Here is a 25001-nt window from a genome sequence, read left to right as displayed (position 1 = left end):
CTCACTGAGGAACCACTCCCATGCCGCGCCGCTATCTGCTCAGCCGCATCGCCCAGGCCGCCCTGGTGCTGTGGGCGGCCTTCACGGTCTCGTTCATCCTGCTGCAGCTGCTGCCGGGCGACGCCGTGCTGATCAAGTTCCTGAACCCCGAGCTGGGCCTGGGCCCACAGGAGATCGCCGACATCCGCGCCGCCTACGGCTCGGACCAGCCCGTGTGGCAGCAGTACCTGCACACGCTGGGCCAGTTCCTCACGGGCCATTTCGGCTATTCGCTGCAGGCCGGCGTGCCGGTGAGCCAGGGCCTGGCCACCAGCCTGCCGCCCACGCTCAAACTCGCGGCCCTGGGCTTTGCCGCAGCCGCGCTGCTGGCCGTGGCGCTGGCGGCGGCTGCCAGCCTGGCGCCCTTTGCCTGGCTGCGCAACGCGCTGTATTCGCTGCCTTCGGTCTTTGTCTCGGTGCCCGTGTTCTGGCTGGGGATCATGCTGATCCAAGTGGTGTCGTTCCGCCTGGGCTGGATCGCCGTGATCAATCCCGGCCCCTGGGAAGGACTGGTGCTGCCCACGCTGACCCTGGCCGTACCGATCTCGGCGCCGCTGGCCCAGGTGCTGCTGCGCAATATCGACGCCGTGCTGGCCCAGCCCTTCGCGGCCGTGGCACGGGCCAAGGGCGCCTCGCGCCGCTGGGTGCTGCTGCGCCATGTGGCACGCAATGCCCTGCTGCCCACGCTGACCATTGCCGGCGTGCTGTTCGGCGAGCTGCTGGCCGGCGCCGTGGTGACGGAGGCCGTGTTCGGCCTCAACGGCCTGGGCACGCTGACCCAGCAGGCCGTGGGCAACCAGGACACAGCCGTGCTCCAGGCCGTGGTGGTCGTCTCGGCCGCCGCCTTCGTACTCATCAACCTCGCCGTGGATCTGCTGTACCCGCTGCTTGATCCGCGCCTGCGCCATTCCGTGGAGAACCGGCCATGAACACTGCCGTCTCAAGCGCTCTTTCCCCGGCCCTGGATGCCCAGGCCGCGCCCGCCACTCCTACTCCCATTCCCACGGCGCTGCCAGCGTCGTCCCTGGCCCCTGCGCCAGCTGCCCCGCGCCGCAGCTTCGCCTTGCCGGCCCGCCTGCAATCCCTGAAACGCCTGCCGCCCACGCTGGCCCTGGCCTGGCTGGTGATTGCCGTGGCCGCGCTGTGGGCGCTGGCGCCCGGCTGGTTTGCCCACCAGAACCCGATCGCGGGCCAGGCCGGCCAGCAGTTGCTGGCGCCCAGCGCCGCGCACTGGCTGGGCACGGACGCGCTGGGGCGCGACCTGTGGGCGCGCGTGGTGCATGGCGCCGTGCATTCGCTGTCGGGCGCCTTCGTGGCCGTGGGCGTGGGCTTGGCCGTGGGCACGCTGATCGGCCTGCTGGCCGGGGCCACGGGCGGGCGCACGGAAGATGCGCTGATGCGCCTGGTCGATGTGCTGCTGGCCGTGCCTTCGCTGCTGCTGTCGCTGACCATCATCATCGTGCTGGGCTTTGGCACCATCAACGCGGCCATTGCCGTGGGCGTGGTCTCGGTGGCCAGCTTCGCGCGCCTGGTTCGCTCGGAGGTGGTGCGCGTGCGCCGTTCCGACTATGTGGAGGCCGCCTTTGGCAGCGGCGGGCGCTTTGCCGCCGTGCTGTGGCGCCATGTGCTGCCCAACTCGCTGACGTCGGTCATCGCCATGGCGGCGCTGCAGTTCGGCTCGGCGATCCTTGCGATTTCCACGCTGGGTTTTCTGGGCTACGGCGCGCCGCCGCCCACGCCCGAATGGGGGCTGCTGATCGCCGAAGGCCGCAACTACATCGCCACCGCCTGGTGGCTGACCACGGCGCCGGGCCTGATCGTGGTGGCCGTGGTGCTGGCGGCCAACCGCATCGCCACGGCCTTCGCACGGAGGCCTGCATGAGCGCCGCCATCGAGGAACGCATCCACGCCGCACCAGCGGTGGCAACCACCGCCCCCGTGCTCGAAGTGCAGGATCTGGCCGTGGCCTACCGCGATGCCGCAGGCCAGGCGCAGCGTGTGGTGCACGGCGTGTCGTTTTCCGTGGCGCCGGGCGAGGTGGTGGCCCTGGTCGGCGAATCGGGCTCGGGCAAGACCACCACGGCCCAGGCCGTGATCGGCCTTTTGGCCGACAACGGCCACCGCGAGCACGGCAGCATCCGCCTGCAGGGCACCGAGGTCTCGGGCTGGCCGGCCGCACGCTGGAACGCCATCCGCGGCCGCGTGGTCAGCCTGGTGCCGCAGGACCCCACCATGTCGCTGAATCCCGTGCGCACGGTGGGCGACCAGGTGGGCGAGATCCTGCGCATCCACGGCCTGCGCGACCGCACGGCCGTGGAGGCGCGCGTGCTGGAGCTGCTGGCCCGCGTGGGGCTGTCCCAGCCCGCGCTGCGCGCACGCCAGTATCCGCACGAGCTGTCGGGCGGCATGCGCCAGCGCGTGCTGATCGCCATCGCCATCGCGCTGCGGCCCGCCCTCATCATTGCCGATGAGCCCACCAGCGCGCTGGACGTGACCGTGCAGCGGCGCATCCTGGACCTGATCGACGCGCTGCGCCGCGAGACCGGCACGGCCGTGCTGCTGGTCACGCATGACCTGGGCGTGGCGGCCGACCGTTCGCACCGCCTGGTCGTCATGCAGGGCGGCCGCATCCAGGAGCAGGGCCCCACGCTGGAGCTGCTGCGCAATCCGCAAAGCGCCTATACGCGGCGGCTGCTGGCCGATGCGCCTTCGCTGGCGCCCGCGCCGCGCCGCACGCCCAGGCCCGCCACGGCCGATGACTGGGCCATCGAGGTCGAGGACCTGGTGCACGAGTTCGCGGCGCCCGGCCATGCCTCGGCCCACGGGCGCGGCATCTTCCGTGCCGTGGACGGCGTGTCGCTGCGCGTGCGCCGGGGCAGCACGCATGCCATCGTGGGCGAGTCGGGCTCGGGCAAGACCACCACCATCCGCGCCATCGTGGGCCTGGGCCGGCCCACGGCGGGCCGCATCCGCATCGAAGGCACCGAGGTCACGGGCCTGCGCGGCGAGGCCCTGCGCCAGCTGCGCCGCCGCGTGCAGCTGGTCTACCAGAACCCGTTCAGTTCGCTGGACCCGCGCCAGAGCGTGTTCGACATCATCGAGGAGCCCCTGCTGAACTTCGACCCGCTGCCGGCCAGTGAGCGCCGCCGGCGCGTGCACGACATGCTGGAGCGCGTGGGCCTGCCGGCCGCCGTGCTGCCGCGGCGCCCGCATGCGCTGTCGGGCGGCCAGCGCCAGCGCGTGGCGATTGCGCGCGCCCTGGTGCTGCAGCCGCAGGTGCTGGTGCTGGACGAGGCCGTATCGGCCCTGGACGTGACCGTGCAGGCGCAGATCCTCGCCCTGCTCGCCCAGCTGCAGCAGGACCTGGGGCTGACCTATCTCTTCATCTCGCACGACCTTGCCGTGGTGCGCCAGATCGCCGACACGGTGTCGGTGCTGCGCGCGGGCCGGGTGGTGGACGCGGGCAGCGTGGAGGAAGTGTTCCAGCGCCCCACCAGCGACTACACACGAGAACTCATGGACGCCATTCCCGGCAAAAGGAGCATTGATTTTGTCCCTCATACCGCCTGATACACACGCTGGCGCCGCCCACCGCAGCGGCCCGCGCCTGGGCTTCTTCAGCCGCCTGCTCGACGATGCGCCGGCCGGCGAGCGCTACTGCCTGGTGGCCGAGCAGATCGCCCATGCCGAGGCCCAGGGCTTCGACTCGGCCTGGGTGGCCCAGCACCATTTCCATGAAAGCGAGGGCGGCCTGCCCTCGCCCTTCGTCTTTCTGGCCCATGTGGCGGCGCGCACGCGGCGCATCCGCATCGGCACGGGCGTGATCACGCTGCCGCTGGAAAACGCGCTGCGCGTGGCCGAGGACGCGGCCGTGCTGGACCTGCTGACCGGCGGCCGCCTGGAGGTGGGCCTGGGCACGGGCGGCACGGCCGAATCCTTCGAGGCCTTTGGCGTGCAGGGCGCCGAGCGCGGCGCCGTCTTCGCACGCAACTTCGGCGTGCTGCAGGACGCCTGGGCCGGGCGCGCGCTGGCCGGCGGCGTGCGCCTGTACCCGGCCGCGCCGCAGCTGCTGGAGCGCGTCTGGCAGGCCACGTTCTCGGCCGAGGGCGGCGCGCGGGCCGGTGCCAACGGCGACGGCCTGATGCTGTCGCGCACCCAGCCACGGCCCGAAGGCGCGCCGCAGGCCACGCTGTCCGAGATCCAGAACCCCATCATCGACGCCTACCTCGCCCGCCTGCCCGCAGGGCGGGCGCCGCGCATCCTGGGCTCGCGCACGCTGTTCGTGGCCGACCGCCGCGACGAGGCACTGCGCTGGGCCGAGGCCGGCCTGCGCCGCGTGGCCCTGCGCCATGCCGCCCAGCCCTCGCAGTGGGCGGCCCGCGTCGATCCGCAGGCGCCGCTGGCCGATCTCATCGCCGCCTACGACGTGCATGTGGGCACGCCCGACGAGGTCATCGCCTCGCTGCGCGCCGACACGGCGCTGGCGCGCGTGAGCGACATCGTCTTCCAGGTGCATTCCATCGACCCGCCGCACGCCGCCATCCTGCGCTCCATCGAACTGACGGCCGCCCATGTGGCCCCAGCCCTGGGCTGGCGCCGTGCCGATGAGTCCACATCCACGTCCACCCCAGCGCCCTCTTCCCTCCCCGCAGTTCGGGCCGGACTGCTGCAAGCCGCATGACCATGAACACCACCGCAACGCCCCGCTTTCCCGGCGACGTGATCGACCACCTCGCCGACATCACCCCCGGCAGCGCCCTGGACCGCGTGCGCCGCCACCGCACCGAGGCACGCACGCAGGCCCAGCAAAGCTTTGCAGCCCTGTTCACGCCCGCCGAGCCCGTGCCCGGCACGGTCTCGCTGCGCGAGCGGCTGGCCCTGGCCGCCTTCACGGCCGGACTGCATGGCGAGCCGCGCAGCGCCGTCTTCTATACACGCGCGCTGGCCACCGAGGATGCCGAACTGGCCGCCGTGGTGGCGTCCGAAGTGGTGCGTGGCCGCGCCCAGAGCCTGCAGGCCGGCAGCGGCCCGCACGGCCCCTACGGCAGCTACCCGGCAGGCCCGCTGAGCCGCGAGGACCAGCCCGGCCCCGCCTATGCCGTGGACCCGGCCCACGCCGCACTGCTGGGCCCGCGCCTGGCCGCGGCGCTGGCCCATGCCCACCTGCTGGCCTACCACCCGCGCGACGCCAGCGCCGGGGCCCTGCAGGCGCTGCAACAGGCGGGCTGGAGCGAGACGGACATCGTCATCCTGTCCCAGCTGGCGTCCTTCCTGTCCTTCCAGATCCGCGTGGTGGCGGGGTTGCGCGTGCTGGCTGCACGCCCCGCGCCCCCGGCAGCCCATCAACCCACCACCCTGCAAGCCCAGCCATGAACTCAACGAACTCCGCCGCTCCCCAGGTCTTCACCCAGGAACAGCTCGACTGGCTGCCATGGATCGAACCGCTGGACGAAAGCGAGCTGACCGAACGCCACCATGCAGGCCTGGTCGATGCCTCACGCGCGCAGTCGCCCTACTTCCGCCTGCTGGCGCGCGACCCCGACACGCTGGGCGCGCGCACGCGCACCGACAAGGACATCTTCTACAACCCCGACGCCGGCCTGCCGCGCGCCGAGCGCGAGCTGGCCGCTGCGGCCACCTCACGCGCCAATGGCTGCATCTACTGCGCCTCGGTCCATGCGCGCTTTGCCACGCACTTCTCGCGCAGGGGCGGCGACGTGCAGCGCCTGCTCGACGAAGGCCCGGGCACGGACCTGGGGCCGCGCTGGAATGCCATCGTCACGGCGGCCGTGGCGCTGACCCAGACGCCGCCTGCGCTGGAGCCCGCCCACATCGATGCGCTGCGCACCGCAGGCCTGGACGATGCCGCCATCTCCGATGTGCTGCACGGCACGGCCTTCTTCAACTGGGCCAACCGGCTCATGCTGTCGCTGGGCGAGCCACGGACCACGGCTTGAGGGCGCCCGCCCTCACCACAGGCCCAGCAGCTTCCACCAGACACTGCCGACCACGGCAAAGATCAGCAGCTCGATCACGCACATGGCCGCACCCACGCGCCACCAGTTGCCCAGCGTGACGTAGCCGCTGCCGAAGATGATGGGCGAAGTGCCGGTGGCGTAGTGCGTGAGCGTCATCATGATGGCCGAGCCGGCCGTCATCATCAGCATGAAGGGCACGACATAGTCGGCCGGAATCAGCTGCGCACCCACGGTCAGGAAGGCCAGCATCATCGCGCTGATGTGGGCCGTGGTGCTGGCGAACAGGTAGTGCGAGAACACGAACACGCCCACCAGGATGGCCGCCACCGGCAGCCAGTCCAGGCCGCTGGCGACGATGGCGTTCTTCATGCCCACGGCAAACCAGGACACCACGCCGAGCTTGTTGAGCTGCTCGGCCAGCATGACCAGGGCGCCGAACCAGACCAGCGTGTCCCATGCGCTTTTCTCGGACAGCACGTCATCCCAGTCGATGGTGCCCGTGATGATCAGCACGAACAGGCCCAGGAAGGCGACCACGGTGGGGTCCAGCACGAAGGCCGGGCCGAACAGCATCTGCGGCACGTTGGCCCACAGCAGCAGCATCAGGCCGAAGGTGCCCAGCATCACGCGCTCCTTGCCCGACAGCGGCCCCATGCGCGCCATCTCGCTGCGCGCATACTCCACGGCATTGGGCGTGGCCTTGAGCTCGGGCGGCGACAGCAGGTAGATCACCAGCGGCATCAGCAGCAGGCACAGCAGGCCCGGCAGCAGCATGTACAGCGCCCAGGTGGTCCAGCTCAGGTGCAGGGCCTGGCCCGTGGCCTTGGCCACGAAATCCACCACCAGCGGGTTGGGCGCGGTGGCGGTCAGGAACATGGCCGAGGTGATGGGATTGGCGTGGTAGTTGACCAGGGCCAGGTAGGTGCCCACCTTGCCTTGCGTGCCCTTGGCCGGGTCCGACTCGAAGGCATTGGCGATGGACTTCATGATCGGGTGCACGATGCCGCCGCCGCGCGCCGTGTTGCTGGGCGTGAACGGTGCCAGCACCAGCTCGCAGATCGCCAGGCCGTAGCCGATGCCGATGGTGCGCTTGCCCAGCAGGGCGATGAACATCAGGCCGATGCGGCTGCCCAGCCCCGTCTTCTTGAGGCCGCGCGAGATCAGGATGGCCACCACGATCAGCCAGATCAGCGGGCTGGAAAAGCTGCTCAGCGCATCGGTGATGGCACCCTTGGACGAGCCGGAGGTGACCTGGGACAGCGAGACGATGACGATGGCCATCAAGGCCATCACGCCAATGGGCATGACCTTGAGGATGATGGCCACGATGGTGGTCAGGAAAATGGCGACCAGCTGCCAGCCCTTGGGCGTCAGCCCCTCGGGCACGGGCATCAGCAGCAGGCCGAACAGCACGGCGGTGGCAATCAGTGCCGGCACCAGCCGGAACGGCACGGCCGCCTTGAAATAGCGGAACAGCGAGGCGATCTTCTCGAGCATGTGGATCCTTTGCGTTGCCGGAGCGGCGCCGAGAGAGCATGGCCTGCCGGGAGCAAAAGCCCACCAGCCTGCACGGGCACTGGCGGCCGCGCCGCATGACTGACATCATGATGCAGTGCAGCATGAGCCCGGCTTCCAGCGGGCGCCTGCGCCACCGAAGTTTGACAGGCATCAAGGCCGGGCCAGTAAACCTGGCGACCCAGGCCACCGAGCCCCGCTCACATGACAGCATCCCCAGACCGGGTGCCTTTCGCCCCGGTGTACCCATGCAGTGAAAAAAGGAGAAAAGCCGACATGCCAGCCAACCGATTCTTGCCCGAGGAATGGGAATGCCGGCTCCAGGAGATCGACCTGGAGATCGCCCGCCACGCCGTCATCTGCAAGATCCCGCTGCTGCAGGCCGGCGTGGTGGAGCGCGTGCTGGCCGATGACGCCAGCGTCTGCGGCGGCGACCACGAGGCCGCTTTCAAGACCCTGCGCGGCCTCTTGTACATGCACTACACCGAGCTGCTGCACATCAGCGAAGTGCTCAGCCCCGAGGTCGCCCAGGAAATCGCCCACCGCGTGCGCCTGCGGCTGGGCCAGCGCATCGGCAACCAGCTGGGCGGCTGATGCCGGGCTGTCCGCCTGGCCTTTGCCCTGGCGCGAGGGCATGAAAAAAGGGCTACGACAGTTGTCGTAGCCCTTTTCAATTTGGTTGCGCGAGAAGGATTTGAACCTCCGACCTTTGGGTTATGAGCCCAACGAGCTACCAGACTGCTCCATCGCGCGGTATTCCAAAATTATAGCAGATTATTCAGCTGCCTTGGCTTCGGCGGCGCCTTCTTCAGCGCGCTCGACCAGTTCCACGAAGGCCATGGGGGCGTTGTCGCCCACGCGGAAGCCCATCTTCAGGATACGGGTGTAGCCACCAGGACGCTTTGCGAAGCGGGGGCCCAGCTCGTTGAAGAGCTTGGTCACGCTGTCGCGGTCGCGCAGGCGGTCGAATGCCAGGCGGCGGTTGGCAACGGTGTCGACCTTGGCCAGGGTGATCATGGGCTCGATCACGCGGCGCAGTTCCTTGGCCTTGGGAACGGTGGTCTTGATGGCTTCGTGCTCGATGAGCGAATTCATCATGTTCTTCAGCATCGCCAGGCGGTGCGAAGAGGTGCGATTGAGTTTGCGGAGGCCGTGACCGTGACGCATGGTGCTTTATTCCTAAAATATGTAATTAGGGCTTGCGCAAACAAGGATGCAAGCCTGGACCCGTTACCGGATCTGCAGCTTGCCTCAACCGAATTTGCGCAAGTTGTTGATTAATTCGTGCAGCCGTATCAGGTACTGCCCGAGGCACTGAGGCTCTCCAAAAAAGGAGAGCCCGCAATTATAGTGCTTAGCGCTTTTCCAGGCCAGCAGGCGGCCAGTTCTCGAGCTTCATGCCCAGCGTCAGACCGCGGGAAGCCAGGACTTCCTTGATCTCGTTGAGCGACTTGCGACCCAGGTTGGGGGTCTTGAGCAGCTCGTTTTCGGTACGCTGGATCAGGTCGCCGATGTAGTAGATGTTCTCTGCCTTGAGGCAGTTGGCCGAACGCACGGTGAGCTCCAGCTCGTCCACGGGACGCAGCAAGATGGGATCAAAGGCGGTTGCGGCACCACGGCCACCGGCCGGAGCATCGAAGACGCTGGCGATATCGCCGCCGTCCAGCTGAGCGAACACGGCGAGCTGTTCCACCAGGATCTTGGCGGATGCGCGCACGGCGTCCTCGGCAGTGATCGCACCATTGGTTTCGATCTCCACCACCAGCTTGTCGAGGTCGGTGCGTTGTTCAACGCGGGCCGATTCGACGGCGTAGCTCACGCGCTTGACGGGCGAGAACGAAGCGTCCAGCACAATGCGGCCGATCGACTTCGTGGACTCGTCGCCATAGCGGCGCACGTTGCCGGGCACATAGCCGCGGCCCTTCTCCACCTTGATCTGCATGTCCAGCTTGCCGCCTTGCGACAGGTTGGCGATGACATGATCAGGGTTGATGATTTCCACGTCGTGGGGCGTCTGGATGTCGCGCGCCGTCACGACGCCTTCGCCATCCTTGCGCAGCGAGAGCGTGACCTCATCGCGGTTGTGCAGCTTGAACACCACACCCTTGAGGTTCAGCAGGATGTTGACCACATCTTCCTGGACACCGTCGATGGACGAGTACTCGTGCAGCACACCAGCAATCGTCACTTCCGTCGCTGCGTAACCCACCATGGACGAGAGCAGGACACGGCGCAGGGCGTTGCCCAGCGTATGGCCGTAGCCACGCTCAAACGGCTCCAGAACAACTTTGGCGCGATTGTGGCCAAGCTGCTCGACATTGATCGTCTTGGGCTTCAGCAAATTGGTTTGCATGCAGACTTCCTCTCAATACCCCCGGCTCGTTACACCGGTAAGGCTGGTGAAGCACCCCAGCGCGATGCCTCGCGGCTGGGGGACGGTTTTACAGAAATGTCGCTGCGCGGAATTAACGCGAGTACAACTCAACGATCAGGGATTCGTTGATGTCTGCACCGAACTCGTCGCGGTCAGGCGACTTCTTGAACGTGCCTTCAGCCTTGTCGGCAGACACTTCCACCCATGCAGGGAAACCGACTTGACCAGCCAGTTGCAGGGCTTCGACGATGCGGGCCTGCTTCTTGGACTTTTCACGCACGGCGACCACGTCACCCACCTTCACCATGTAGGAAGGGATGTTGACGGATTGGCCGTTGACCGTGATGGCCTTGTGCGACACCAGCTGACGCGCTTCCGAGCGGGTCGAGCCGAAGCCCATGCGGTACACCACGTTGTCCAGACGCGACTCCAGCAGCGACAGCAGATTGGCACCGGTGTTGCCCTTCTTCTTGTCGGCGGCTTCGAAGTAGCGGCGGAATTGCTTTTCCAGCACGCCGTACATGCGCTTGACCTTCTGCTTTTCACGCAGCTGCAGGCCGAAGTCGGAAGTACGCTGACCGGAAGTGCGGCCATGCTGGCCGGGCTTGGTGTCGAACTTGGACTTGTCGGCGATCGAGCGACGTGCGCTCTTCAGAAACAGGTCAGTGCCTTCACGGCGGGAGAGTTTGGCCTTGGGGCCGATATAGCGTGCCACTTGATTTCCTTTGTGTCATCTGCCGTGCACAAGCACGGGAGCCGCCCGCGATGTTACACATCTGGGCGGCGGTGGGCTTGGTGAAAAAGCTTAGATACGACGGCGCTTTTGAGGGCGGCAGCCGTTGTGGGGAACCGGCGTCACGTCCGCGATGGAAGTGATGCGGATGCCCAGGGCGCCCAGGGCGCGAACCGAGGATTCACGGCCAGGACCGGGACCCTTGATTTCGACGTCCAGGTTCTTGATGCCCTGTTCGATGGCAGCACGACCAGCCACTTCCGAAGCCACCTGGGCAGCGAAGGGAGTCGACTTGCGCGAACCCTTGAAGCCCTGGCCACCCGACGAGGCCCACGACAGAGCGTTGCCTTGGCGGTCGGTGATGGTGATGATCGTGTTGTTGAACGAAGCGTGCACGTGGGCAATGCCGTCCGAAATGTTCTTACGGACTTTCTTGCGAACGCGCTGTGCAGCGTTGTTTGCGGGAGACTTAGCCATAGTGATCTTTCAATCTCTTTATTTCTTCAAAGCCGCGGCACCCTTGCGCGGACCCTTGCGGGTACGTGCATTCGTGCGGGTACGTTGACCACGCATGGGCAGGCCACGACGATGACGGAAACCGCGATAGCAACCGATGTCCATCAAACGCTTGATGTTCATCGTTGTTTCGCGACGCAGATCACCTTCCAGAGTCAGGGAAGTCAGCTGATCACGGATCTTTTCCAGATCACCGTCAGTCAGTTCCTTGATTTTCTTGGAATATGCGATGCCAGCGGCTTCGCAGATCTTGCGTGCAGTGGTGCGACCGATCCCATAGATAGCGGTCAGGCCGATTTCAGCGTGCTGATGCGGCGGGATGTTAATGCCAGCGATACGTGCCATTATTCGTCCTCAAACTTTCCTATCAACCCTGGCGCTGCTTGTGGCGCTGGTCCGTGCAGATCACTCGCACCACACCTTTGCGGCGGATGATCTTGCAGTTACGGCAGATTTTTTTGACCGAAGCCGAAACTCTCATTTCATTCTCCTAAAACTCTACATCCGTTACGGCCTATCGACCGGGAAACATGCCCGCGATGGATAGATCGAGTGGGCGTCTACTAACTCTTACTGGACCCGCCGGCACCGCCGGCCAGGCCCATCACTTAGTTCAATTGCCAAGTGTCGCTTTGAAGTTCGCCTTTTTGAGGAGCGATTCGTACTGTTGCGACATCATGTAGTTCTGCACCTGGGCCATGAAGTCCATGGTCACCACCACAATAATCAGCAGTGATGTGCCACCGAAGTAGAACGGAACGTTGTACTTCAGGATCAGGAACTCGGGCAACAAGCACACGAATGTGATGTACACCGCGCCAGCCAGGGTCAGGCGAACCAGGATCTTGTCAATGTAGCGGGCCGTCTGGTCACCGGGACGGATCCCGGGGATGAAGGCACCACTCTTCTTCAGGTTGTCGGCGGTTTCCCGGCTGTTGAACACCAGGGCCGTGTAGAAGAAGCAGAAGAAGATGATGGCAGTGGCGTAGAGCATCACATAGATCGGCTGACCGGGGGTCAGCGTGCTAGCAATGTCCTTCAGCCAGCGCATGGATTCCCCTGCACTGAACCAGTTCACAACGGTCGCCGGCAGCAAGATGATCGAGGAAGCGAAGATGGGAGGAATGACCCCCGCCATGTTCAGCTTCAGCGGCAAGTGCGAAGACTGGCCACCATACACCTTGTTACCCACCTGACGACGCGCATAGTTCACCAGGATCTTGCGTTGTCCCCGCTCGACAAACACGACGAAGTACGTCACGGCTGCCACCACGAGAACGATGAAGATCGCGGCCAGGATGCTCATGGCACCGGTGCGCACCAGCTCCAGCAGACCACCGATGGAGCTCGGCAGACCTGCGGCGATACCTCCAAAGATGAGGATCGAGATGCCGTTGCCCAGACCACGTTCCGTGATCTGTTCACCGAGCCACATCAGGAACATGGTGCCGGCCGTCAGGCTGACCACCGCCGTGAGGCGGAAGCCGAAGCCAGGGCTCAGAACCAGACCTGCGGAGCTTTCCAGAGCCACGGCAATTCCCAGGGACTGAAAAATCGCCAGGCCCAATGTGCCGTAGCGGGTGTACTGGGTGATCTTGCGACGACCCGATTCACCTTCCTTTTTCAGCTGCTCGAATGTAGGGACCACGTAGGTCATGAGCTGCATGATGATCGATGCCGAGATGTACGGCATGATCCCCAGTGCGAACACCGTGAAGCGCGAGAGCGCCCCACCCGAGAACATGTTGAACAGATTGAGAATGCCGCCCTGCTGGCCATTGAACAGCTGCTGCAGCTGCGCTGGATCGATGCCCGGCACGGGGATATGAGCCCCGATCCGGTAAACGACCAGCGCGAGCAACAGAAAAACCAGACGGCGGCGAAGATCGCCGAATTTTCCGGTTTTTGCAATTTGAGCTGCGCTAGTAGCCACGGATGTCTTCTTTCAGATCATTAATCAGGCGATGCTGCCACCGGCAGCTTCGATGGCAGCCTTGGCGCCGGCGGTAGCGCCGATGCCGTTGAGCTTGACAGCCTTGCTGATTTCACCGCTCTTGATGATCTTGACCACCTTTGCGATTTCACCAACCAGACCGGCTTGCTTCAGAGCTGCCAGATCGACTTCGGCCAGGCCCAGCTGTTCCAGAGCGGACAGGGTCACTTCTGCATTGAACTTCAGCAGATGCGACTTGAAGCCACGCTTGGGCAGACGGCGCTGCAGAGGCATTTGACCGCCTTCGAAGCCCACCTTGTGGTAGCCACCCGAACGCGACTTCTGACCCTTGTGACCACGGCCGGCAGTCTTGCCCAGGCCGGAGCCGATGCCGCGACCGACACGGCGCTTGGCGTGCTTGGAGCCCTCTGCAGGCTTGATGCTATTGAGTTCCATCATCAATCCTTTCAGAGAACTTTGACCAGGTAGCTGATCTTGTTGATCATGCCGCGCACGGCAGGCGTGTCCTGCAGTTCGCTGATGCTGTTCAGCTTGCGCAGGCCCAGGCCACGGACGGTGGCGCGGTGCGATTCCTTGGTGCCAATGGGGCTGCGCACCAGTTGCACCTTCACGGTTTGTTGCGTTGTCATGTGATTGACTCCGATCAGGCGGTGAAGATGTCTTCAACCGACTTGCCGCGCTTGGCTGCCACTTCCGAAGGGGTCGTGGAGTGCTTCAGAGCGTCAAAAGTCGCGCGGACCATGTTGTAGGGATTCGACGAACCATGGCTCTTGGCCACGATGTCGGTGATGCCCAGCACTTCGAAAACGGCGCGCATCGGGCCGCCGGCGATGATGCCGGTACCCTTGGGAGCAGGGTTCAGCATCACGGATGCTGCGCCATGCTGACCCATCACGGTGTGATGGATCGTGCCGTGCTTCAAAGACACCTTGATCATGTTGCGACGGGATTCTTCCATCGCCTTTTGCACGGCTGCAGGCACTTCCTTCGACTTGCCCTTGCCCATGCCAACGCGGCCATCACCATCGCCAACCACGGTCAGTGCAGCGAAGCCGAGGATACGACCGCCCTTCACAACCTTGGTGACGCGGTTCACCGCGATCATTTTTTCGCGCAGACCGTCGTCACGACCTTCGTCTTGCACCTTGGGAGAAAACTTTGCCATTTCTATCCGCTCCGCTTAGAACTGCAGGCCGGCTTCACGAGCGGCTTCTGCCAAAGCCTTCACGCGGCCGTGGTATGCGAAACCAGCGCGATCGAAAGCCACTTTCTCCACGCCGGCAGCCTTCGCCTTCTCGGCAATGCGCTTGCCAATCAGCGTAGCGGCAGCCACGTTGCCACCCTTGCCGATGGCGCCCAGTTGGGTGCGCACTTCGGCTTCGGCGGTGGAGGCCGAAGCCAGCACCTTGGTGCCGTCTTCCGACACCACGCTTGCGTAGATGTGGAGGTTCGTACGGTTCACGCTCAGACGTGCCACGCCTTGCTGTGCAATGCGGATGCGGGTCTGGCGGGCACGACGGAGACGCTGCTCTTTCTTGGTCAACATAATGCAGCTCCTTACTTCTTCTTGGTCTCTTTGATCACGACCTTCTCATCCGAGTAACGGATGCCCTTGCCCTTGTAGGGCTCGGGAGGACGAACGGCACGGATCTCAGCAGCCATTTGGCCAACGGCCTGGCGGTCAGCACCCTTGACCAAGATTTCGGTCGGTGTGGGGGTGGTGACAGTGATGCCGGCCGGCATTTCGAAGTTCACCGGGTGCGAAAAGCCGATCGCCAGGTTCAGCTTGGAGCCCGAGGCCGAAGCCTTGAAACCCACGCCAACCAGCGACAGCTTCTTCTCGAAGCCCTTGCTCACGCCCACCACCATGTTGTTCACCAGCTGACGCATGGTGCCGCTCATGGCGTTGGCTTCGCGCGAGTCATTGACGGGCTCGAAAGACAGCTTGCCTTCGTTGTTGGAGATCTTCACCAGAACGTTCTGGGCTTGCGACAGCGTGCCGCCGGTGCCCTTCACATTGATCTGGTCGTCTTTGATGGACACATCCACGCCTGCGGGGATGGCCACGGGAGTCTTTGCTACGCGAGACATTTCAGTATTTCTCCTTAATGTCCGTTAGGCCACGTAGCACAGCACTTCGCCGCCCACGCCAGTGGCGCGTGCCTTGCGATCCGTCATCACGCCCTTGGGAGTGGTGACGATGGCAACGCCCATACCGTTCATGACCTGGGGGATTGCGTCACGGCCCTTGTACACGCGCAGGCCGGGACGGCTCACGCGCTCGATGCGCTCGATCACCGGACGGCCGGCGTAGTACTTCAGGGTAATTTCGAGTTCGGACTTGCCAGCGTCGGTCTTCACTTGGAAGCCGTCGATGTAGCCTTCATCCTTCAGCACCTGGGCGATGGCAACCTTGACCTTGGAGGAAGGAGCCGTCACGGTGGTCTTGGAGACCATTTGTGCATTGCGGATGCGGGTCAGCAAGTCAGCGATGGGATCACTCATGCTCATGTTTAATCTCTCCTGCTTGCTTACCAGCTGGCCTTGGTGACACCGGGGATGTCGCCAGCGAAGGCCAGTTCACGGATCTTGGCGCGGCCCAGACCGAATTGACGGAAGGTGCCACGGGGACGACCCGTGATCTCGCAGCGGTTGCGCTGGCGAGTGGGGTTCGCGTTACGGGGCAGCTTCTGCAGGCCCAGGCGAGCGGCGTCGCGCTCTTCGTCGCTGCGCTTTGCGTCAGCGGCGATTGCCTTCAGTTCTGCGTATTTGGCAGCGTACTTGGCTGCCAGCTTTTCGCGCTTGAGTTCGCGCTGGATCAATGCAACTTTAGCCATGCGCCACCTCAGTTCTTGAAGGGGAAACGGAAAGCGGCGAGCAGTGCCTTGCACTCATCGTCGGTCCGAGCTGTCGTCGTGATGCTGATGTTCAGACCACGCAGAGCGTCCACCTTGTCGTACTCGATTTCGGGGAAGATGATCTGTTCCTTGACGCCGACGTTGTAGTTGCCGCGACCGTCGAAAGAACGGCCGGAGATACCACGGAAGTCACGCACGCGGGGCAGAGCCACGGTGACGAAACGGTCCAGGAATTCATACATCTGAACGCCACGCAGGGTCACCATGCAGCCAATGGCCTGGCCTTCACGGATCTTGAAGCCGGCGATAGCCTTCTTGGCCTTGGTCACCACGGGCTTCTGACCAGCAATCTTGGTCAGGTCAGCCACGGCGTTGTCCATCACCTTCTTGTCGGCCACGGCTTCGCTCACACCCATGTTCAGGGTGATCTTGGTCAGACGGGGCACTTCCATGGAGGAGGTGTAGCCGAACTTTTCCTTGAGTTCAGCCGCGATCTTTTCGCGATACAGTTTTTGCAGTCGTGCCATGTGTTACCCCTTAGGCCGCCTTGATTTCGGCGCCGCTGGACTTGAACACGCGAACGCGTGTGCCGTCGGCCTGCACCTTGATGCCCACGCGATCAGCCTTGCCGGTCGCTGCATTGAAGATGGCCACGTTGGATTGGTGGATAGGCATGGCCTTTTCCACGATACCGCCGGTGGTGCCCTTCATGGGGTTCGGCTTGACGTGCTTCTTCACCATGTTGATGCCATCGATCAACAGGTGGGAGTCGTCCTTGCGAGCCGAGACCACGCCTTGCTTGCCCTTGTCACGGCCGGTCAGCACGATGATTTGGTCGCCCTTGCGAATCTTGTTCATGGTGCTTCCTTTAGAGAACTTCAGGTGCCAGGGACACGATCTTCATGAACTTTTCGTTGCGCAGTTCACGAGTCACGGGGCCAAAGATGCGGGTGCCGATAGGCTCCAGCTTGGCGTTCAGCAGAACGGCGGCGTTGCCGTCGAACTTGACGAGCGAGCCATCAGCACGGCGAATACCCTTCGCCGTACGCACCACGACCGCGCTGTAGACCTCGCCTTTTTTGACGCGTCCACGCGGTGCAGCTTCCTTGATGGTCACCTTGATGATGTCACCAACACTCGCATAGCGACGATGAGAACCGCCCAGCACTTTGATGCACTGAACAGACTTCGCGCCGGTGTTGTCGGCAACCTCTAACCGAGATTCTGTTTGGATCATTTCAATATTCCCAACTTGCTCCAGCAAACACTCGACAGCCCCAGAGTCTTCTCAAGGGCCGCGAGCAGCCAGTCAGTCTTGGGCCCGTCGTCCACGCCGAAAACCATTTCTCGGCGCTTCCACTGGGCAGATAACTTCACGATTTTCACGTGAAGCATGGGATTGTCCCAGAAATTCCTTTGCGCGTCAAACCCTTAGCTGCCTTTTCCACCCCTGGCCGGCAGCGTTGCGCAACCCCCACAAGAGCGCTATCAACCCAGGAGCAAGCTGGGCCTGCCGATGGCCGCACCCCATCGGAAACGCCCATAAAAAAGCCGAGCCTGGCGGGCTCGGCAAAGGGTGGCAGACTCAACGCAATCGTCTGCTGCGGGCTGGCCGCGCGTACTACGGCGGCGCAGACATCGCAGCGGCTTGGGGCCACCGCGTTGGGTTCGGGCACGGCCCTGGCCCTGCGGAAAACGGACTTTCAAGCGCTTTCTTCATCATTCCCCCTCCCTCGTCAGCCTTGTGCTGGCTGCTGTTCGCCGGCACCGTCACGAGATGCCATGGGCAGCATTCTGATTCATAAAAACAATCAAAGATAGATATCCATCAATTTTGACAATCTTTCCTTGGCTTGCATCTGCCTCCAAAAGCAAAACGCCCTGCAGTGCAGGGCGTTTTGCTTGAGAGGGACTTCAGCCGCAATCAGGCCGGCAGGTACTGGGCCGCCAGCGGCATGAAGTCCGCCAGACCGGCGTCCTGCCCCAGCTCCTCCTGGAGGATGGCTGCCACGCGCGGCGCCACCTCGGCGGCCTTGCGCGCATCGAGGAACAGCAGGCGGCTGCGGCGCGCCAGCACGTCTTCCACGGTGCGCGCGTATTCGAAGCGCGCGGCAAAGCGCACCATGGCTTCGTTCAGGCCGTCTGCCAGCCATTCGTCGTTGCCCGGCAACGCCTCCACCGCCGAGGCTTCCGTGCCATAGGAATGCAGGCCCTGGACCTGGTTCATGCGGTGGTGCACGGCGGATTCGGCCGGGGCGCCGGCCAGCGGCAGGCGGGCCGTGACGCCGCCGGGGCGGTGCGGCAGGCGGCCGATGGCAAAGCACTCGGAGAGCACGTCTTCGGCCATGGCGCGGTAGGTGGTCCATTTGCCGCCCGTGACGGTGACCAGGCCGGTGCGGCTGGACATGACCGTGTGCTCGCGGCTGATCTTCTTGGTGTTCTCGCCGTCGTCGTCCTGGGGCTTGACCAGCGGGCGCAGGCCGACCCACATGCTGCGCACGTCGGCCAGCGTGGGCTGGCGCGTGAGATAGCGTCCGGCCTCGGTGAGGATGAAGTCCAGCTCCTCGGGGAACGGCAGGGGCTCGCGCGCCAGGTCGTTGCGCGGCGTGTCGGTGGTGCCCAGGATGACCTTGCCCAGCCAGGGCACGGCAAAGAGCACGCGGCCATCGGCCGTCTTGGGCACGAGCAGGGCGTGATCGCTGGGCAGGAAGTCGCGGTCCACCACCACGTGCACGCCCTGGCTGGGCGCGACCATAGGCTTGACGGGACGGCCCTGGGCCTCGGCATCCTGCTGGCGGAACAGGTCCACCCAGGGGCCGGTGGCGTTGACCACGCACTTGGCGCGCAGCGTGAAGCGCCGGCCCGATTCCGTGTCTTCGCAGACCAGGCCGGCGACCTTGCCGCCTTCATGCAGCAGTTCAAGCGCGGGGCAGTAGTTGACCAGCAGCGCGCCCTTGGCGGCGGCCGTGCGTGCCAGCGCCAGCGCCAGGCGGGCATCGTCGAACTGGCCGTCCCAGTATTTGACGCCGCCCTTGAGGCCTTGCTGGCGCACGGTGGGCAAACACTTGACGGTGCTGGAGCGCGAGAGGAATTCGGTGGCGCCCAGGCCTGCCTTGCCGGCCAGCGCGTCATACATCTTGAGGCCGATGCCGTAGAACGGCGTGTCCAGCAGCTTGTAGGACGGCATGACAAAGGCCAGCGGCTGCGCCAGGTGGGGCGCGTTGTGCAGCAGCGTGGTGCGCTCATGCAGCGCTTCGCGCACCAGGGCGATGTTGCCCTGGGCCAGGTAACGCACGCCACCATGGACCAGCTTGGTTGCGCGCGAGGACGTGCCCTTGGCGAAGTCATGCGACTCCACCAGCACGACCTTGAACCCGCGCGCCGCCGCGTCCAGGGCCACGCCCAGGCCGGTGGCACCGCCGCCGATGATGGCCAGATCGTAGGTTTCAGGCTGGGCCAGGCGTTCCAGCAGGGCGGCGCGGCCGGTGGGCAGAGGGGAAGCAGCGAGGGACATGGATCTTCGACGAAGGAATGTGGGGCAAGTTAACAGGGCGCCATGTAGCCGCCATGTCAGCACCCGGGACGCCACGCCTGCGCCCAATGCGAAGGGGACGGAATCGGGTTTTCCGCTATTTTCGCTCGTTTTTGTATTTTTTTCTTCGCTATCTTTCGTTTCGTGTTTTTGGCGACCCAGGAAGCCCCAACGATGGACTGCGATGCCAGCACAGCGCATGCCGTCCAAAACCGGCGCGACCCAACTCAGGGACGCCAAGCAAGGGCCGCCCCGCAGCGAGGGCGTCGTCCCCCTCCCCCGCGAAGCGGGTAGAGAGGGGGAAGCCGCGCAGCGGCTCAGGGGGTGTCACCTCACCTTGCCGTTTTTCCAGGCATTGAGCAGCGTGTCATACGCAATCGTCTCGCCCTTGGGCTTTTCATTGGCCAGCTTCTTCCACGGCGCCTGCTTGTCGCTGAGCCACTTGGCCGGGTCGCCCTTGGGGTTGAGCTTGGGCGCGCAGTGCGCCATGCCGGCACGCTGCAGGCGGGACATGACCTGGTCCATTTCCTCGGCCAGGTTGTCCATGGCGCCCTGGGGCGTCTTCTCGCCGGTGACGGCCTGGGCCACGTTCTTCCACCACAGCTGGGCCAGCTTGGGGTAGTCGGGCACGTTGTTGCCGGTGGGCGTCCAGGCCACGCGGGCGGGGCTGCGGTAGAACTCGACCAGGCCGCCGAGCTTGGGCGCCATGTCGGTCATGGCCTTGGAGCGGATGTCGCTCTCGCGGATGGGCGTCAGGCCGACGATGGTCTTCTTGAGGCTGGTGGTCTTGGCGGTGACGAACTGCGCGTAGAGCCAGGCGGCGGCCGTGCGGTTGGCGTCATGGTCCTTGAAGAAGGTCCAGCTGCCCACGTCCTGGTAGCCGTTTTGCATGCCGTCCTTCCAGTAGGGGCCGTTGGGGCCGGGCGCCATGCGCCATTTGGGCGTGCCGTCGGCATTGACCACGGGCAGGCCGGGCTTGGTCATGTCGGCCGTGAAGGCGGTGTACCAGAAGATCTGCTGCGCGATATGGCCCTGGGCTGGCACGGGGCCGGACTCGCCGAAGGTCATGCCCATGGCTTCCTTGGGCGCGTATTTCTTCATCCAGTCCACGTACTTGGTGAGCGCGAACACGGCGGCCGGCGAGTTGGTGGCGCCCCCCCGCGAGACCGAGGCGCCCACGGGCGTGCACTTGTCGTCGGCCACGCGGATACCCCATTCATCGACGGGCATGCCGTTGGGAATGCCCTTGTCGGCCGCGCCGGCCATGGACAGCCAGGCATCGGTGAAGCGCCAGCCCAGCGACGGATCCTTCTTGCCGTAGTCCATGTGGCCGTAGATGGGCTTGCCGTCGATCTGCTTGACGTCGTTGGTGAAGAACTCGGCGATGTCCTCGTAGGCGCTCCAGTTCAGCGGCACGCCCAGCTCGTAGCCGTACTTGGCCTTGAACTTGTCCTTGAGGTCCTTGCGCTCGAAGAGGTCGGCGCGGAACCAGTAGAGGTTGGCGAACTGCTGGTCGGGCAGCTGGTAGAGCTTGCCGTCGGGCGCGGTGGTGAAGCTGGTGCCGATGAAGTCCTTGATATCCAGGCCCGGATTGGTGAAGTCCTTGCCCGCGCCGGCCATGTAGTCGGTCAGGCTCATGATGCGGCCGTAGCGGTAGTGCGTGCCGATCAGGTCGGAGTCGGAGATCCAGCCGTCATAGATGGACTTGCCCGACTGCATCGAGGTCTGCAGCTTCTCGACCACGTCGCCTTCCTGGATCAGGTCGTGCTTGACGGTGATGCCCGTGATCTCGGTGAAGGCCTTGGCCAGCGTCTTGCTCTCGTACTCGTGCGTGGTGATGGTCTCGGACACCACGGCGATCTCCTTGACGCCCTTGGCCTGCAGCTTCTTGGCCGCCTCGATGAACCACTTCATCTCGGCCATCTGCTGGTCCTTGGACAGCGTGCTGGGCTGGAACTCCGCGTCGATCCACTTCTTGGCTTCCGCCTCTCCGGCCCAGGACGCCTGCCCCGCCGCCAGCAGGGCCGCCGCGAGGGCGATGGTATGAAGTCGTTGTTTCATCTGCCGTCTCCTAGATTCTTGCTGTCTCCCCGACATGCACATGCACCAGCGGGCCCCGGGGGAGCTTCGGACCCGGCTGTCGATAAATGGAATGAAGTGATCAGCCTTTGCGCATGACCACGGCCAGCACGAGCATGGACAGCACCAGGCTGATCCACACCGAAGGCTCGGCCTCCAGCGAGAACCACTGCGCCATCCTCTCGCCCAGGCCCACCCAGGCCAGATTGACATAGGCCGCCAGCAGCAGCCCGATGAACAGCCGGTCCCCGCGCGTCGTCGCCATCGGCAGCCAGCCCTTGCGCATCACGGTCGGGCTGCGCAACTCCCACAGCGTCATGCCCACCAGCATCAGCACGATGCAACTGAAGAACACCGCCACCGGCAGCGTCCAGGCCATCCAGGAAAACATTGACGAGTCCTTTCAGAAATCCAGCATCAATACCGCAGCTTCTCGAAACCGGCAGAGCCCAGCCCAGGGACACCGAGGAAGGGCCGCCCCGCCCCGAGGGTGTCGTCCCCCTCCCCCACGGAAGCGGGTAGAGAGGGGGAAGGCGCGCAAGCGCCTCAGGGGGTGCCTCACACTCTTCCCATGGCGAAACCCTTGGCGATGTAATGCCGCACAAACCAGATCACGATGGCGCCCGGCACGATGGTCAGCACGCCGGCCGCCGCCAGCGTCGCCCAGTCCATGCCCGAGGCCGAGACGGTGCGCGTCATGGTCGCCACGATGGGCTTGGCGTTCACGCTGGTCAGCGTGCGCGCCAGCAGCAGCTCCACCCAGCTGAACATGAAGCAGAAGAAGGCCGCCACGCCCACGCCGGCCTTGATCAGCGGCAGGAAGATGGTGAGGAAAAAGCGCGGGAAGGAGTAGCCGTCGATATAGGCCGTTTCGTCGATCTCGCGCGGGATGCCGCTCATGAAGCCCTCCAGGATCCAGACGGCCAGCGGCACGTTGAACAGCAGGTGGGCCAGGGCCACGGCGATGTGCGTGTCCATCAGGCCCACCGTGGTGTAGAGCTGGAAGAAGGGCAGCAGGAAGACGGCCGGCGGCGTCATGCGGTTGGTCAGCAGCCAGAAGAACACATGCTTGTCGCCCAGGAACTGGTAGCGCGAGAACGCATAGGCCGCGGGCAGGGCCACCGTGAGCGAGATCACGGTGTTGATGGCCACGTAGATCAGGCTGTTGATGTAGCCCGAGTACCAGGAGGCATCGGTGAAGATGGTTTGGTAGTTGGCCCAGGTGAAATGCTGGGGCCACAGCGAGAAGCTCGACAGGATCTCTTCGTTGGTCTTGAAGCTCATGTTGACCATCCAGTAGATGGGCAGCACGGCGAACAGCAGGTAGGCGACGAGGAACAGCGTGCGCTTGTGGAAACGGCGATCTTCAGTCATGTCCGGCCTCCCGCAGGGCCACCCCAAGGGAGGCCGAGCCCCCTCGGGGGGCAGTGAACGAAGGGAGCGTGGGGGTCATTCTCTTGCCCCTTCTTTGTCTGCCGTGCCCACGCGCTGCATCCAGTTGTAGAGGATGAAGCACAGCAGCAGGATGATGAGGAAATAGATCAGCGAGAAGGCAGCCGCCGGCCCCAGGTCGAACTGGCCCACGGCCTTTTGCGTCAGGTACTGCGACAGGAAGGTGGTCGCATTGCCAGGGCCTCCGCCCGTGAGCACGAAGGGCTCGGTGTAGATCATGAAGCTGTCCATGAAACGCAGCAGCACCGCGATCATCAGCACGCCGCGCATCTTGGGCAGCTGGATGTAGCGGAACACCGCGAACTTGCTGGCGCCGTCGATGCGCGCGGCCTGGTAGTAGGCGTCGGGAATGGAGCGCAGGCCCGCGTAGCACAGCAGGGCCACCAGCGGCGTCCAGTGCCAGACATCCATGACCAGCACGGTGAGCCAGGCATGGGTGGCATTGCCCGTGTAGTTGTAGTCCACGCCCAGCGCGTTGAGCGCCGCGCCCAGCAGTCCGATATCGGCGCGGCCGTAGATCTGCCAGATGGTGCCGACCACGTTCCACGGAATCAGCAGCGACAGCGAGACCACGACCAGCACGGCCGAGGCCTTCCAGCCCTGGGCCGGCATGGACAGGGCCAGCGCGATGCCCAGCGGGATCTCCACCAGCAGCACGGCCAGCGAAAAACCGATCTGGCGCAGCAGGGCCGAGTGCAGTTCCTCGTCGCGCATGACCTGGGCAAACCACTCAGTGCCCACGAACACGCGCCGGTCGGGACTGATGATGTCCTGCACCGAGTAATTCACCACCGTCATCAGCGGGATGATGGCCGAGAAGGCCACGCAGATGATGACCGGCAGGATCAGCAGCCAGGCCTTCTGGTTGACGGGCTTGACGGTCTGGCTCATGCCTGCAGCTCCTCGTTGACGTAGTAGCAGGTGTGGGGGCCCTGCAATTGCACCCAGACGGTCTGCCCTGCGGCGGGCAGGAAGGCATCGGCGCCGCAGCGCAGCTTGAGCAGCCGCTCGCCCAGGCGCGCCACCAGCAACTGGTGCGTGCCCACGTCCTGCACGCGCTCCACCGTGCAGGCCACGGCGCCGGGCGCGTCGGCCGAGGCCAGTGCCAGGTACTCGGGGCGTATGCCCAGGCTCAGGGGCAGACCAGGCGCCACACTGGCCAGTGCGGCGGGCAGGGACAGGTACTGGCCCTCGGCCAGCAGCCGGCCGCCGTCCTGCTGCAGCGGCACGAAGTTCATGCCCGGCGAGCCGATGAAGTGGCCGACGAAGGCGTGGCTGGGCCGTTCGAAAAGCTGGGCGGGCGTGCCCACCTGCACGGCGCGCCCGCGTGTCATGACCACGACCTGCTCGGCAAAGGTCAGGGCCTCCACCTGGTCGTGCGTCACATAGATCAGCGTGAGCCGCAGTTCATGGTGGATCTGCTTGAGCTTGCGGCGCAGCTGCCACTTGAGCTGGGGGTCGATCACCGTGAGCGGCTCGTCGAACAGCACGGCCGACACATCGGGCCGCACCAGGCCCCGGCCCAGCGAGATCTTCTGCTTGGCATCGGCCGACAGGCCGGCCGCGCGCTGGTCGAGCTGGCCGCTCATCTCCAGCATCTCGGCGATCTGGCCGACCCGCGCGCGGATGCGCTCCTCGGGCATGCGGCGGTTCTTCAGCGGAAAGGCCAGGTTCTCGGCCACGGTCATGGTGTCGTAGATCACCGGGAACTGGAACACCTGGGCGATGTTGCGTTCCTGGGGCGTGGCGCGCGTCATGTCGCGGCCGTCGAACAGCACCTTGCCCTGCGAGGGGACCAGCAGGCCCGACATGATGTTGAGCATGGTGGTCTTGCCGCAGCCCGAGGGGCCGAGCAGCGCATAGGCGCCGCCGTCCTCGAAGACCATGCTCAGCGGCAGCAGCGCATAGTCGCTGTCCTGCTGCGGGTTCGGCTTGTAGGAGTGGGCCAGATCGAGTTCTATGCGGGCCATC

At 64.8% G+C, this 25001-nt stretch carries 32 protein-coding genes and 1 tRNA gene; 7 read left to right on the top strand and 26 right to left on the bottom strand.

The annotated features are described in order from the left end of the window. The first annotated feature begins 20 nt into the window (after nucleotides 1-20). Genes LGR64_RS23045 through LGR64_RS23020 form a run of 6 tightly spaced genes read left to right on the top strand, consistent with a single transcriptional unit; the run spans nucleotide 21 to nucleotide 5996 of the window. Nucleotides 21-968: an ABC transporter permease gene (locus tag LGR64_RS23045; RefSeq protein ID WP_230357062.1), complete on the top strand. Its 948-nt coding sequence runs from the start codon at nucleotides 21-23 to the stop codon at nucleotides 966-968. Then, entirely contained in the window at nucleotides 965-1921 is a 957-nt protein-coding gene (locus LGR64_RS23040) for an ABC transporter permease (RefSeq protein ID WP_126311193.1), read from the top strand. Before LGR64_RS23045 ends, LGR64_RS23040 begins: the two co-directional genes overlap by 4 nt. After that, nucleotides 1918-3609 (top strand): dipeptide ABC transporter ATP-binding protein, encoded by a 1692-nt coding sequence (locus tag LGR64_RS23035; protein WP_230357060.1) that lies wholly within the window; start codon nucleotides 1918-1920, stop codon nucleotides 3607-3609. Before LGR64_RS23040 ends, LGR64_RS23035 begins: the two co-directional genes overlap by 4 nt. Continuing rightward, on the top strand, nucleotides 3590-4720 hold the full coding sequence (locus LGR64_RS23030) for a putative FMN-dependent luciferase-like monooxygenase (RefSeq protein WP_230357058.1): 1131 nt from the start codon (nucleotides 3590-3592) through the stop codon (nucleotides 4718-4720). Before LGR64_RS23035 ends, LGR64_RS23030 begins: the two co-directional genes overlap by 20 nt. Beyond that, the gene (locus LGR64_RS23025; protein WP_088165881.1) at nucleotides 4717-5412 is read left to right on the top strand and encodes a CMD domain protein; all 696 of its coding nucleotides are present in this window, start codon (nucleotides 4717-4719) and stop codon (nucleotides 5410-5412) included. The genes LGR64_RS23030 and LGR64_RS23025 overlap by 4 nt, the downstream gene beginning before the upstream one ends. Next, complete coding sequence (locus LGR64_RS23020; protein ID WP_230357056.1) at nucleotides 5409-5996, top strand: alkylhydroperoxidase domain protein; 588 nt, start codon at nucleotides 5409-5411, stop codon at nucleotides 5994-5996. The genes LGR64_RS23025 and LGR64_RS23020 overlap by 4 nt, the downstream gene beginning before the upstream one ends. Before the next feature lie 12 nt (nucleotides 5997-6008). Here the strand turns inward: LGR64_RS23020 and LGR64_RS23015 are convergent, their stop codons facing one another. Next, entirely contained in the window at nucleotides 6009-7514 is a 1506-nt protein-coding gene (locus tag LGR64_RS23015; RefSeq protein ID WP_034389959.1) for a DASS family sodium-coupled anion symporter, read from the bottom strand. A gap of 294 nt (nucleotides 7515-7808) precedes the next feature. On the opposite strand from LGR64_RS23015, the gene LGR64_RS23010 reads away from it, so the two are divergent. Beyond that, on the top strand, nucleotides 7809-8126 hold the full coding sequence (locus LGR64_RS23010) for a hypothetical protein (RefSeq protein ID WP_034389957.1): 318 nt from the start codon (nucleotides 7809-7811) through the stop codon (nucleotides 8124-8126). An 82-nt stretch (nucleotides 8127-8208) separates the two neighbouring features. Here LGR64_RS23010 and LGR64_RS23005 read toward each other — a convergent pair. The 25 genes from LGR64_RS23005 to LGR64_RS22885 all read right to left on the bottom strand — a co-directional run bounded on the left by LGR64_RS23005 (nucleotide 8209) and on the right by LGR64_RS22885 (nucleotide 25000). Beyond that, nucleotides 8209-8285: transfer RNA gene (locus tag LGR64_RS23005), tRNA-Met, on the bottom strand. Nucleotides 8286-8306: 21 nt separating this feature from the next. Further along, nucleotides 8307-8699: a 50S ribosomal protein L17 gene (gene rplQ / locus LGR64_RS23000; protein ID WP_012202979.1), complete on the bottom strand. Its 393-nt coding sequence runs from the start codon at nucleotides 8697-8699 to the stop codon at nucleotides 8307-8309. A gap of 187 nt (nucleotides 8700-8886) precedes the next feature. Continuing rightward, nucleotides 8887-9885: a DNA-directed RNA polymerase subunit alpha gene (locus LGR64_RS22995; RefSeq protein ID WP_012202978.1), complete on the bottom strand. Its 999-nt coding sequence runs from the start codon at nucleotides 9883-9885 to the stop codon at nucleotides 8887-8889. Nucleotides 9886-9997: 112 nt separating this feature from the next. Continuing rightward, a complete protein-coding gene (rpsD, locus tag LGR64_RS22990; protein ID WP_012202977.1) occupies nucleotides 9998-10621 on the bottom strand; it encodes a 30S ribosomal protein S4 in 624 nt (207 codons plus the stop codon). Nucleotides 10622-10711: 90 nt separating this feature from the next. Then, on the bottom strand, nucleotides 10712-11116 hold the full coding sequence (gene rpsK / locus LGR64_RS22985; protein ID WP_012202976.1) for a 30S ribosomal protein S11: 405 nt from the start codon (nucleotides 11114-11116) through the stop codon (nucleotides 10712-10714). 18 nt (nucleotides 11117-11134) lie between these two features. Continuing rightward, nucleotides 11135-11500 (bottom strand): 30S ribosomal protein S13, encoded by a 366-nt coding sequence (gene rpsM / locus LGR64_RS22980; protein ID WP_012202975.1) that lies wholly within the window; start codon nucleotides 11498-11500, stop codon nucleotides 11135-11137. A gap of 22 nt (nucleotides 11501-11522) precedes the next feature. Then, entirely contained in the window at nucleotides 11523-11636 is a 114-nt protein-coding gene (gene rpmJ / locus LGR64_RS22975) for a 50S ribosomal protein L36 (RefSeq protein ID WP_003050535.1), read from the bottom strand. Between the two features lie 132 nt (nucleotides 11637-11768). After that, nucleotides 11769-13088: a preprotein translocase subunit SecY gene (secY, locus tag LGR64_RS22970; protein WP_012202974.1), complete on the bottom strand. Its 1320-nt coding sequence runs from the start codon at nucleotides 13086-13088 to the stop codon at nucleotides 11769-11771. Between the two features lie 24 nt (nucleotides 13089-13112). Further along, nucleotides 13113-13544 carry a 50S ribosomal protein L15 gene (gene rplO, locus LGR64_RS22965; protein ID WP_012202973.1) on the bottom strand — a complete coding sequence of 144 codons (432 nt, stop codon included), beginning with the start codon at nucleotides 13542-13544 and terminating at the stop codon, nucleotides 13113-13115. Between the two features lie 11 nt (nucleotides 13545-13555). Then, nucleotides 13556-13738, bottom strand: a complete 183-nt coding sequence (rpmD, locus tag LGR64_RS22960; protein ID WP_012202972.1) for a 50S ribosomal protein L30 — start codon at nucleotides 13736-13738, stop codon at nucleotides 13556-13558. A 14-nt stretch (nucleotides 13739-13752) separates the two neighbouring features. After that, the gene (rpsE, locus tag LGR64_RS22955) at nucleotides 13753-14274 is read right to left on the bottom strand and encodes a 30S ribosomal protein S5 (protein WP_012202971.1); all 522 of its coding nucleotides are present in this window, start codon (nucleotides 14272-14274) and stop codon (nucleotides 13753-13755) included. Between the two features lie 15 nt (nucleotides 14275-14289). Continuing rightward, a complete protein-coding gene (gene rplR, locus LGR64_RS22950) occupies nucleotides 14290-14655 on the bottom strand; it encodes a 50S ribosomal protein L18 (RefSeq protein ID WP_012202970.1) in 366 nt (121 codons plus the stop codon). 11 nt (nucleotides 14656-14666) lie between these two features. Further along, a complete protein-coding gene (rplF, locus tag LGR64_RS22945) occupies nucleotides 14667-15200 on the bottom strand; it encodes a 50S ribosomal protein L6 (protein ID WP_013804444.1) in 534 nt (177 codons plus the stop codon). 24 nt (nucleotides 15201-15224) lie between these two features. After that, nucleotides 15225-15620: a 30S ribosomal protein S8 gene (rpsH, locus tag LGR64_RS22940; protein ID WP_012202968.1), complete on the bottom strand. Its 396-nt coding sequence runs from the start codon at nucleotides 15618-15620 to the stop codon at nucleotides 15225-15227. Between the two features lie 20 nt (nucleotides 15621-15640). Next, entirely contained in the window at nucleotides 15641-15946 is a 306-nt protein-coding gene (gene rpsN / locus LGR64_RS22935) for a 30S ribosomal protein S14 (RefSeq protein WP_012202967.1), read from the bottom strand. 8 nt (nucleotides 15947-15954) lie between these two features. After that, nucleotides 15955-16494, bottom strand: coding sequence for a 50S ribosomal protein L5 (rplE, locus tag LGR64_RS22930; protein ID WP_012202966.1), 540 nt, complete (start codon nucleotides 16492-16494; stop codon nucleotides 15955-15957). A 10-nt stretch (nucleotides 16495-16504) separates the two neighbouring features. Next, entirely contained in the window at nucleotides 16505-16825 is a 321-nt protein-coding gene (gene rplX, locus LGR64_RS22925; RefSeq protein WP_012202965.1) for a 50S ribosomal protein L24, read from the bottom strand. A 10-nt stretch (nucleotides 16826-16835) separates the two neighbouring features. Further along, nucleotides 16836-17204 carry a 50S ribosomal protein L14 gene (gene rplN, locus LGR64_RS22920; protein ID WP_012202964.1) on the bottom strand — a complete coding sequence of 123 codons (369 nt, stop codon included), beginning with the start codon at nucleotides 17202-17204 and terminating at the stop codon, nucleotides 16836-16838. Further along, nucleotides 17201-17362 carry a hypothetical protein gene (locus LGR64_RS22915; RefSeq protein ID WP_013804445.1) on the bottom strand — a complete coding sequence of 54 codons (162 nt, stop codon included), beginning with the start codon at nucleotides 17360-17362 and terminating at the stop codon, nucleotides 17201-17203. Before LGR64_RS22915 ends, rplN begins: the two co-directional genes overlap by 4 nt. Before the next feature lie 529 nt (nucleotides 17363-17891). Further along, nucleotides 17892-19481 carry a glycerol-3-phosphate dehydrogenase/oxidase gene (locus LGR64_RS22910; protein WP_012202963.1) on the bottom strand — a complete coding sequence of 530 codons (1590 nt, stop codon included), beginning with the start codon at nucleotides 19479-19481 and terminating at the stop codon, nucleotides 17892-17894. A 345-nt stretch (nucleotides 19482-19826) separates the two neighbouring features. After that, the gene (locus LGR64_RS22905; protein WP_012202962.1) at nucleotides 19827-21560 is read right to left on the bottom strand and encodes an ABC transporter substrate-binding protein; all 1734 of its coding nucleotides are present in this window, start codon (nucleotides 21558-21560) and stop codon (nucleotides 19827-19829) included. 100 nt (nucleotides 21561-21660) lie between these two features. Further along, nucleotides 21661-21969, bottom strand: a complete 309-nt coding sequence (locus tag LGR64_RS22900) for a DUF2160 domain-containing protein (protein WP_012202961.1) — start codon at nucleotides 21967-21969, stop codon at nucleotides 21661-21663. 167 nt (nucleotides 21970-22136) lie between these two features. Beyond that, the gene (locus tag LGR64_RS22895) at nucleotides 22137-22952 is read right to left on the bottom strand and encodes a carbohydrate ABC transporter permease (RefSeq protein ID WP_013804448.1); all 816 of its coding nucleotides are present in this window, start codon (nucleotides 22950-22952) and stop codon (nucleotides 22137-22139) included. 75 nt (nucleotides 22953-23027) lie between these two features. Then, a complete protein-coding gene (locus tag LGR64_RS22890) occupies nucleotides 23028-23921 on the bottom strand; it encodes a carbohydrate ABC transporter permease (RefSeq protein ID WP_012202959.1) in 894 nt (297 codons plus the stop codon). Then, complete coding sequence (locus LGR64_RS22885; protein WP_141830689.1) at nucleotides 23918-25000, bottom strand: ABC transporter ATP-binding protein; 1083 nt, start codon at nucleotides 24998-25000, stop codon at nucleotides 23918-23920. The genes LGR64_RS22890 and LGR64_RS22885 overlap by 4 nt, the downstream gene beginning before the upstream one ends. Nucleotide 25001 lies beyond the last annotated feature (1 nt).

This window comes from Delftia sp. Lp-1, from assembly GCF_020523835.1.
Classification (GTDB): Bacteria; Pseudomonadota; Gammaproteobacteria; order Burkholderiales; family Burkholderiaceae_C; genus Comamonas; species Comamonas acidovorans.
This window is presented reverse-complemented; position numbering and strand designations above follow the sequence as displayed.

Coding starts and splice junctions, on each gene's coding strand:
- rpmD (WP_012202972.1), bottom strand. CDS start 13,738: ATGACAACGCAACAAACCGTGAAGGTGCAACTGGTGCGCAGCCCCATT.
- LGR64_RS22905 (WP_012202962.1), bottom strand. CDS start 21,560: ATGAAACAACGACTTCATACCATCGCCCTCGCGGCGGCCCTGCTGGCG.
- LGR64_RS22900 (WP_012202961.1), bottom strand. CDS start 21,969: ATGTTTTCCTGGATGGCCTGGACGCTGCCGGTGGCGGTGTTCTTCAGT.
- LGR64_RS22890 (WP_012202959.1), bottom strand. CDS start 23,921: ATGAGCCAGACCGTCAAGCCCGTCAACCAGAAGGCCTGGCTGCTGATC.
- LGR64_RS22995 (WP_012202978.1), bottom strand. CDS start 9,885: ATGCAAACCAATTTGCTGAAGCCCAAGACGATCAATGTCGAGCAGCTT.
- rplE (WP_012202966.1), bottom strand. CDS start 16,494: ATGGCACGACTGCAAAAACTGTATCGCGAAAAGATCGCGGCTGAACTC.
- LGR64_RS22885 (WP_141830689.1), bottom strand. CDS start 25,000: ATGGCCCGCATAGAACTCGATCTGGCCCACTCCTACAAGCCGAACCCG.
- LGR64_RS22895 (WP_013804448.1), bottom strand. CDS start 22,952: ATGACTGAAGATCGCCGTTTCCACAAGCGCACGCTGTTCCTCGTCGCC.
- LGR64_RS23015 (WP_034389959.1), bottom strand. CDS start 7,514: ATGCTCGAGAAGATCGCCTCGCTGTTCCGCTATTTCAAGGCGGCCGTG.
- rplF (WP_013804444.1), bottom strand. CDS start 15,200: ATGTCTCGCGTAGCAAAGACTCCCGTGGCCATCCCCGCAGGCGTGGAT.
- LGR64_RS23035 (WP_230357060.1), top strand. CDS start 1,918: ATGAGCGCCGCCATCGAGGAACGCATCCACGCCGCACCAGCGGTGGCA.
- rpsK (WP_012202976.1), bottom strand. CDS start 11,116: ATGGCTAAGTCTCCCGCAAACAACGCTGCACAGCGCGTTCGCAAGAAA.
- rpsE (WP_012202971.1), bottom strand. CDS start 14,274: ATGGCAAAGTTTTCTCCCAAGGTGCAAGACGAAGGTCGTGACGACGGT.
- rplO (WP_012202973.1), bottom strand. CDS start 13,544: ATGGAACTCAATAGCATCAAGCCTGCAGAGGGCTCCAAGCACGCCAAG.
- rplR (WP_012202970.1), bottom strand. CDS start 14,655: ATGTTGACCAAGAAAGAGCAGCGTCTCCGTCGTGCCCGCCAGACCCGC.
- LGR64_RS23020 (WP_230357056.1), top strand. CDS start 5,409: ATGAACTCAACGAACTCCGCCGCTCCCCAGGTCTTCACCCAGGAACAG.
- rpsH (WP_012202968.1), bottom strand. CDS start 15,620: ATGAGCATGAGTGATCCCATCGCTGACTTGCTGACCCGCATCCGCAAT.
- LGR64_RS22910 (WP_012202963.1), bottom strand. CDS start 19,481: ATGTCCCTCGCTGCTTCCCCTCTGCCCACCGGCCGCGCCGCCCTGCTG.
- rpsM (WP_012202975.1), bottom strand. CDS start 11,500: ATGGCACGTATCGCTGGCATTAACATCCCGCCGCATCAGCACGCTGAA.
- LGR64_RS22915 (WP_013804445.1), bottom strand. CDS start 17,362: ATGCTTCACGTGAAAATCGTGAAGTTATCTGCCCAGTGGAAGCGCCGA.
- LGR64_RS23025 (WP_088165881.1), top strand. CDS start 4,717: ATGACCATGAACACCACCGCAACGCCCCGCTTTCCCGGCGACGTGATC.
- LGR64_RS23045 (WP_230357062.1), top strand. CDS start 21: ATGCCGCGCCGCTATCTGCTCAGCCGCATCGCCCAGGCCGCCCTGGTG.
- LGR64_RS23010 (WP_034389957.1), top strand. CDS start 7,809: ATGCCAGCCAACCGATTCTTGCCCGAGGAATGGGAATGCCGGCTCCAG.
- rpmJ (WP_003050535.1), bottom strand. CDS start 11,636: ATGAGAGTTTCGGCTTCGGTCAAAAAAATCTGCCGTAACTGCAAGATC.
- rplX (WP_012202965.1), bottom strand. CDS start 16,825: ATGAACAAGATTCGCAAGGGCGACCAAATCATCGTGCTGACCGGCCGT.
- LGR64_RS23040 (WP_126311193.1), top strand. CDS start 965: ATGAACACTGCCGTCTCAAGCGCTCTTTCCCCGGCCCTGGATGCCCAG.
- rpsN (WP_012202967.1), bottom strand. CDS start 15,946: ATGGCTAAAGTTGCATTGATCCAGCGCGAACTCAAGCGCGAAAAGCTG.
- rplQ (WP_012202979.1), bottom strand. CDS start 8,699: ATGCGTCACGGTCACGGCCTCCGCAAACTCAATCGCACCTCTTCGCAC.
- rplN (WP_012202964.1), bottom strand. CDS start 17,204: ATGATCCAAACAGAATCTCGGTTAGAGGTTGCCGACAACACCGGCGCG.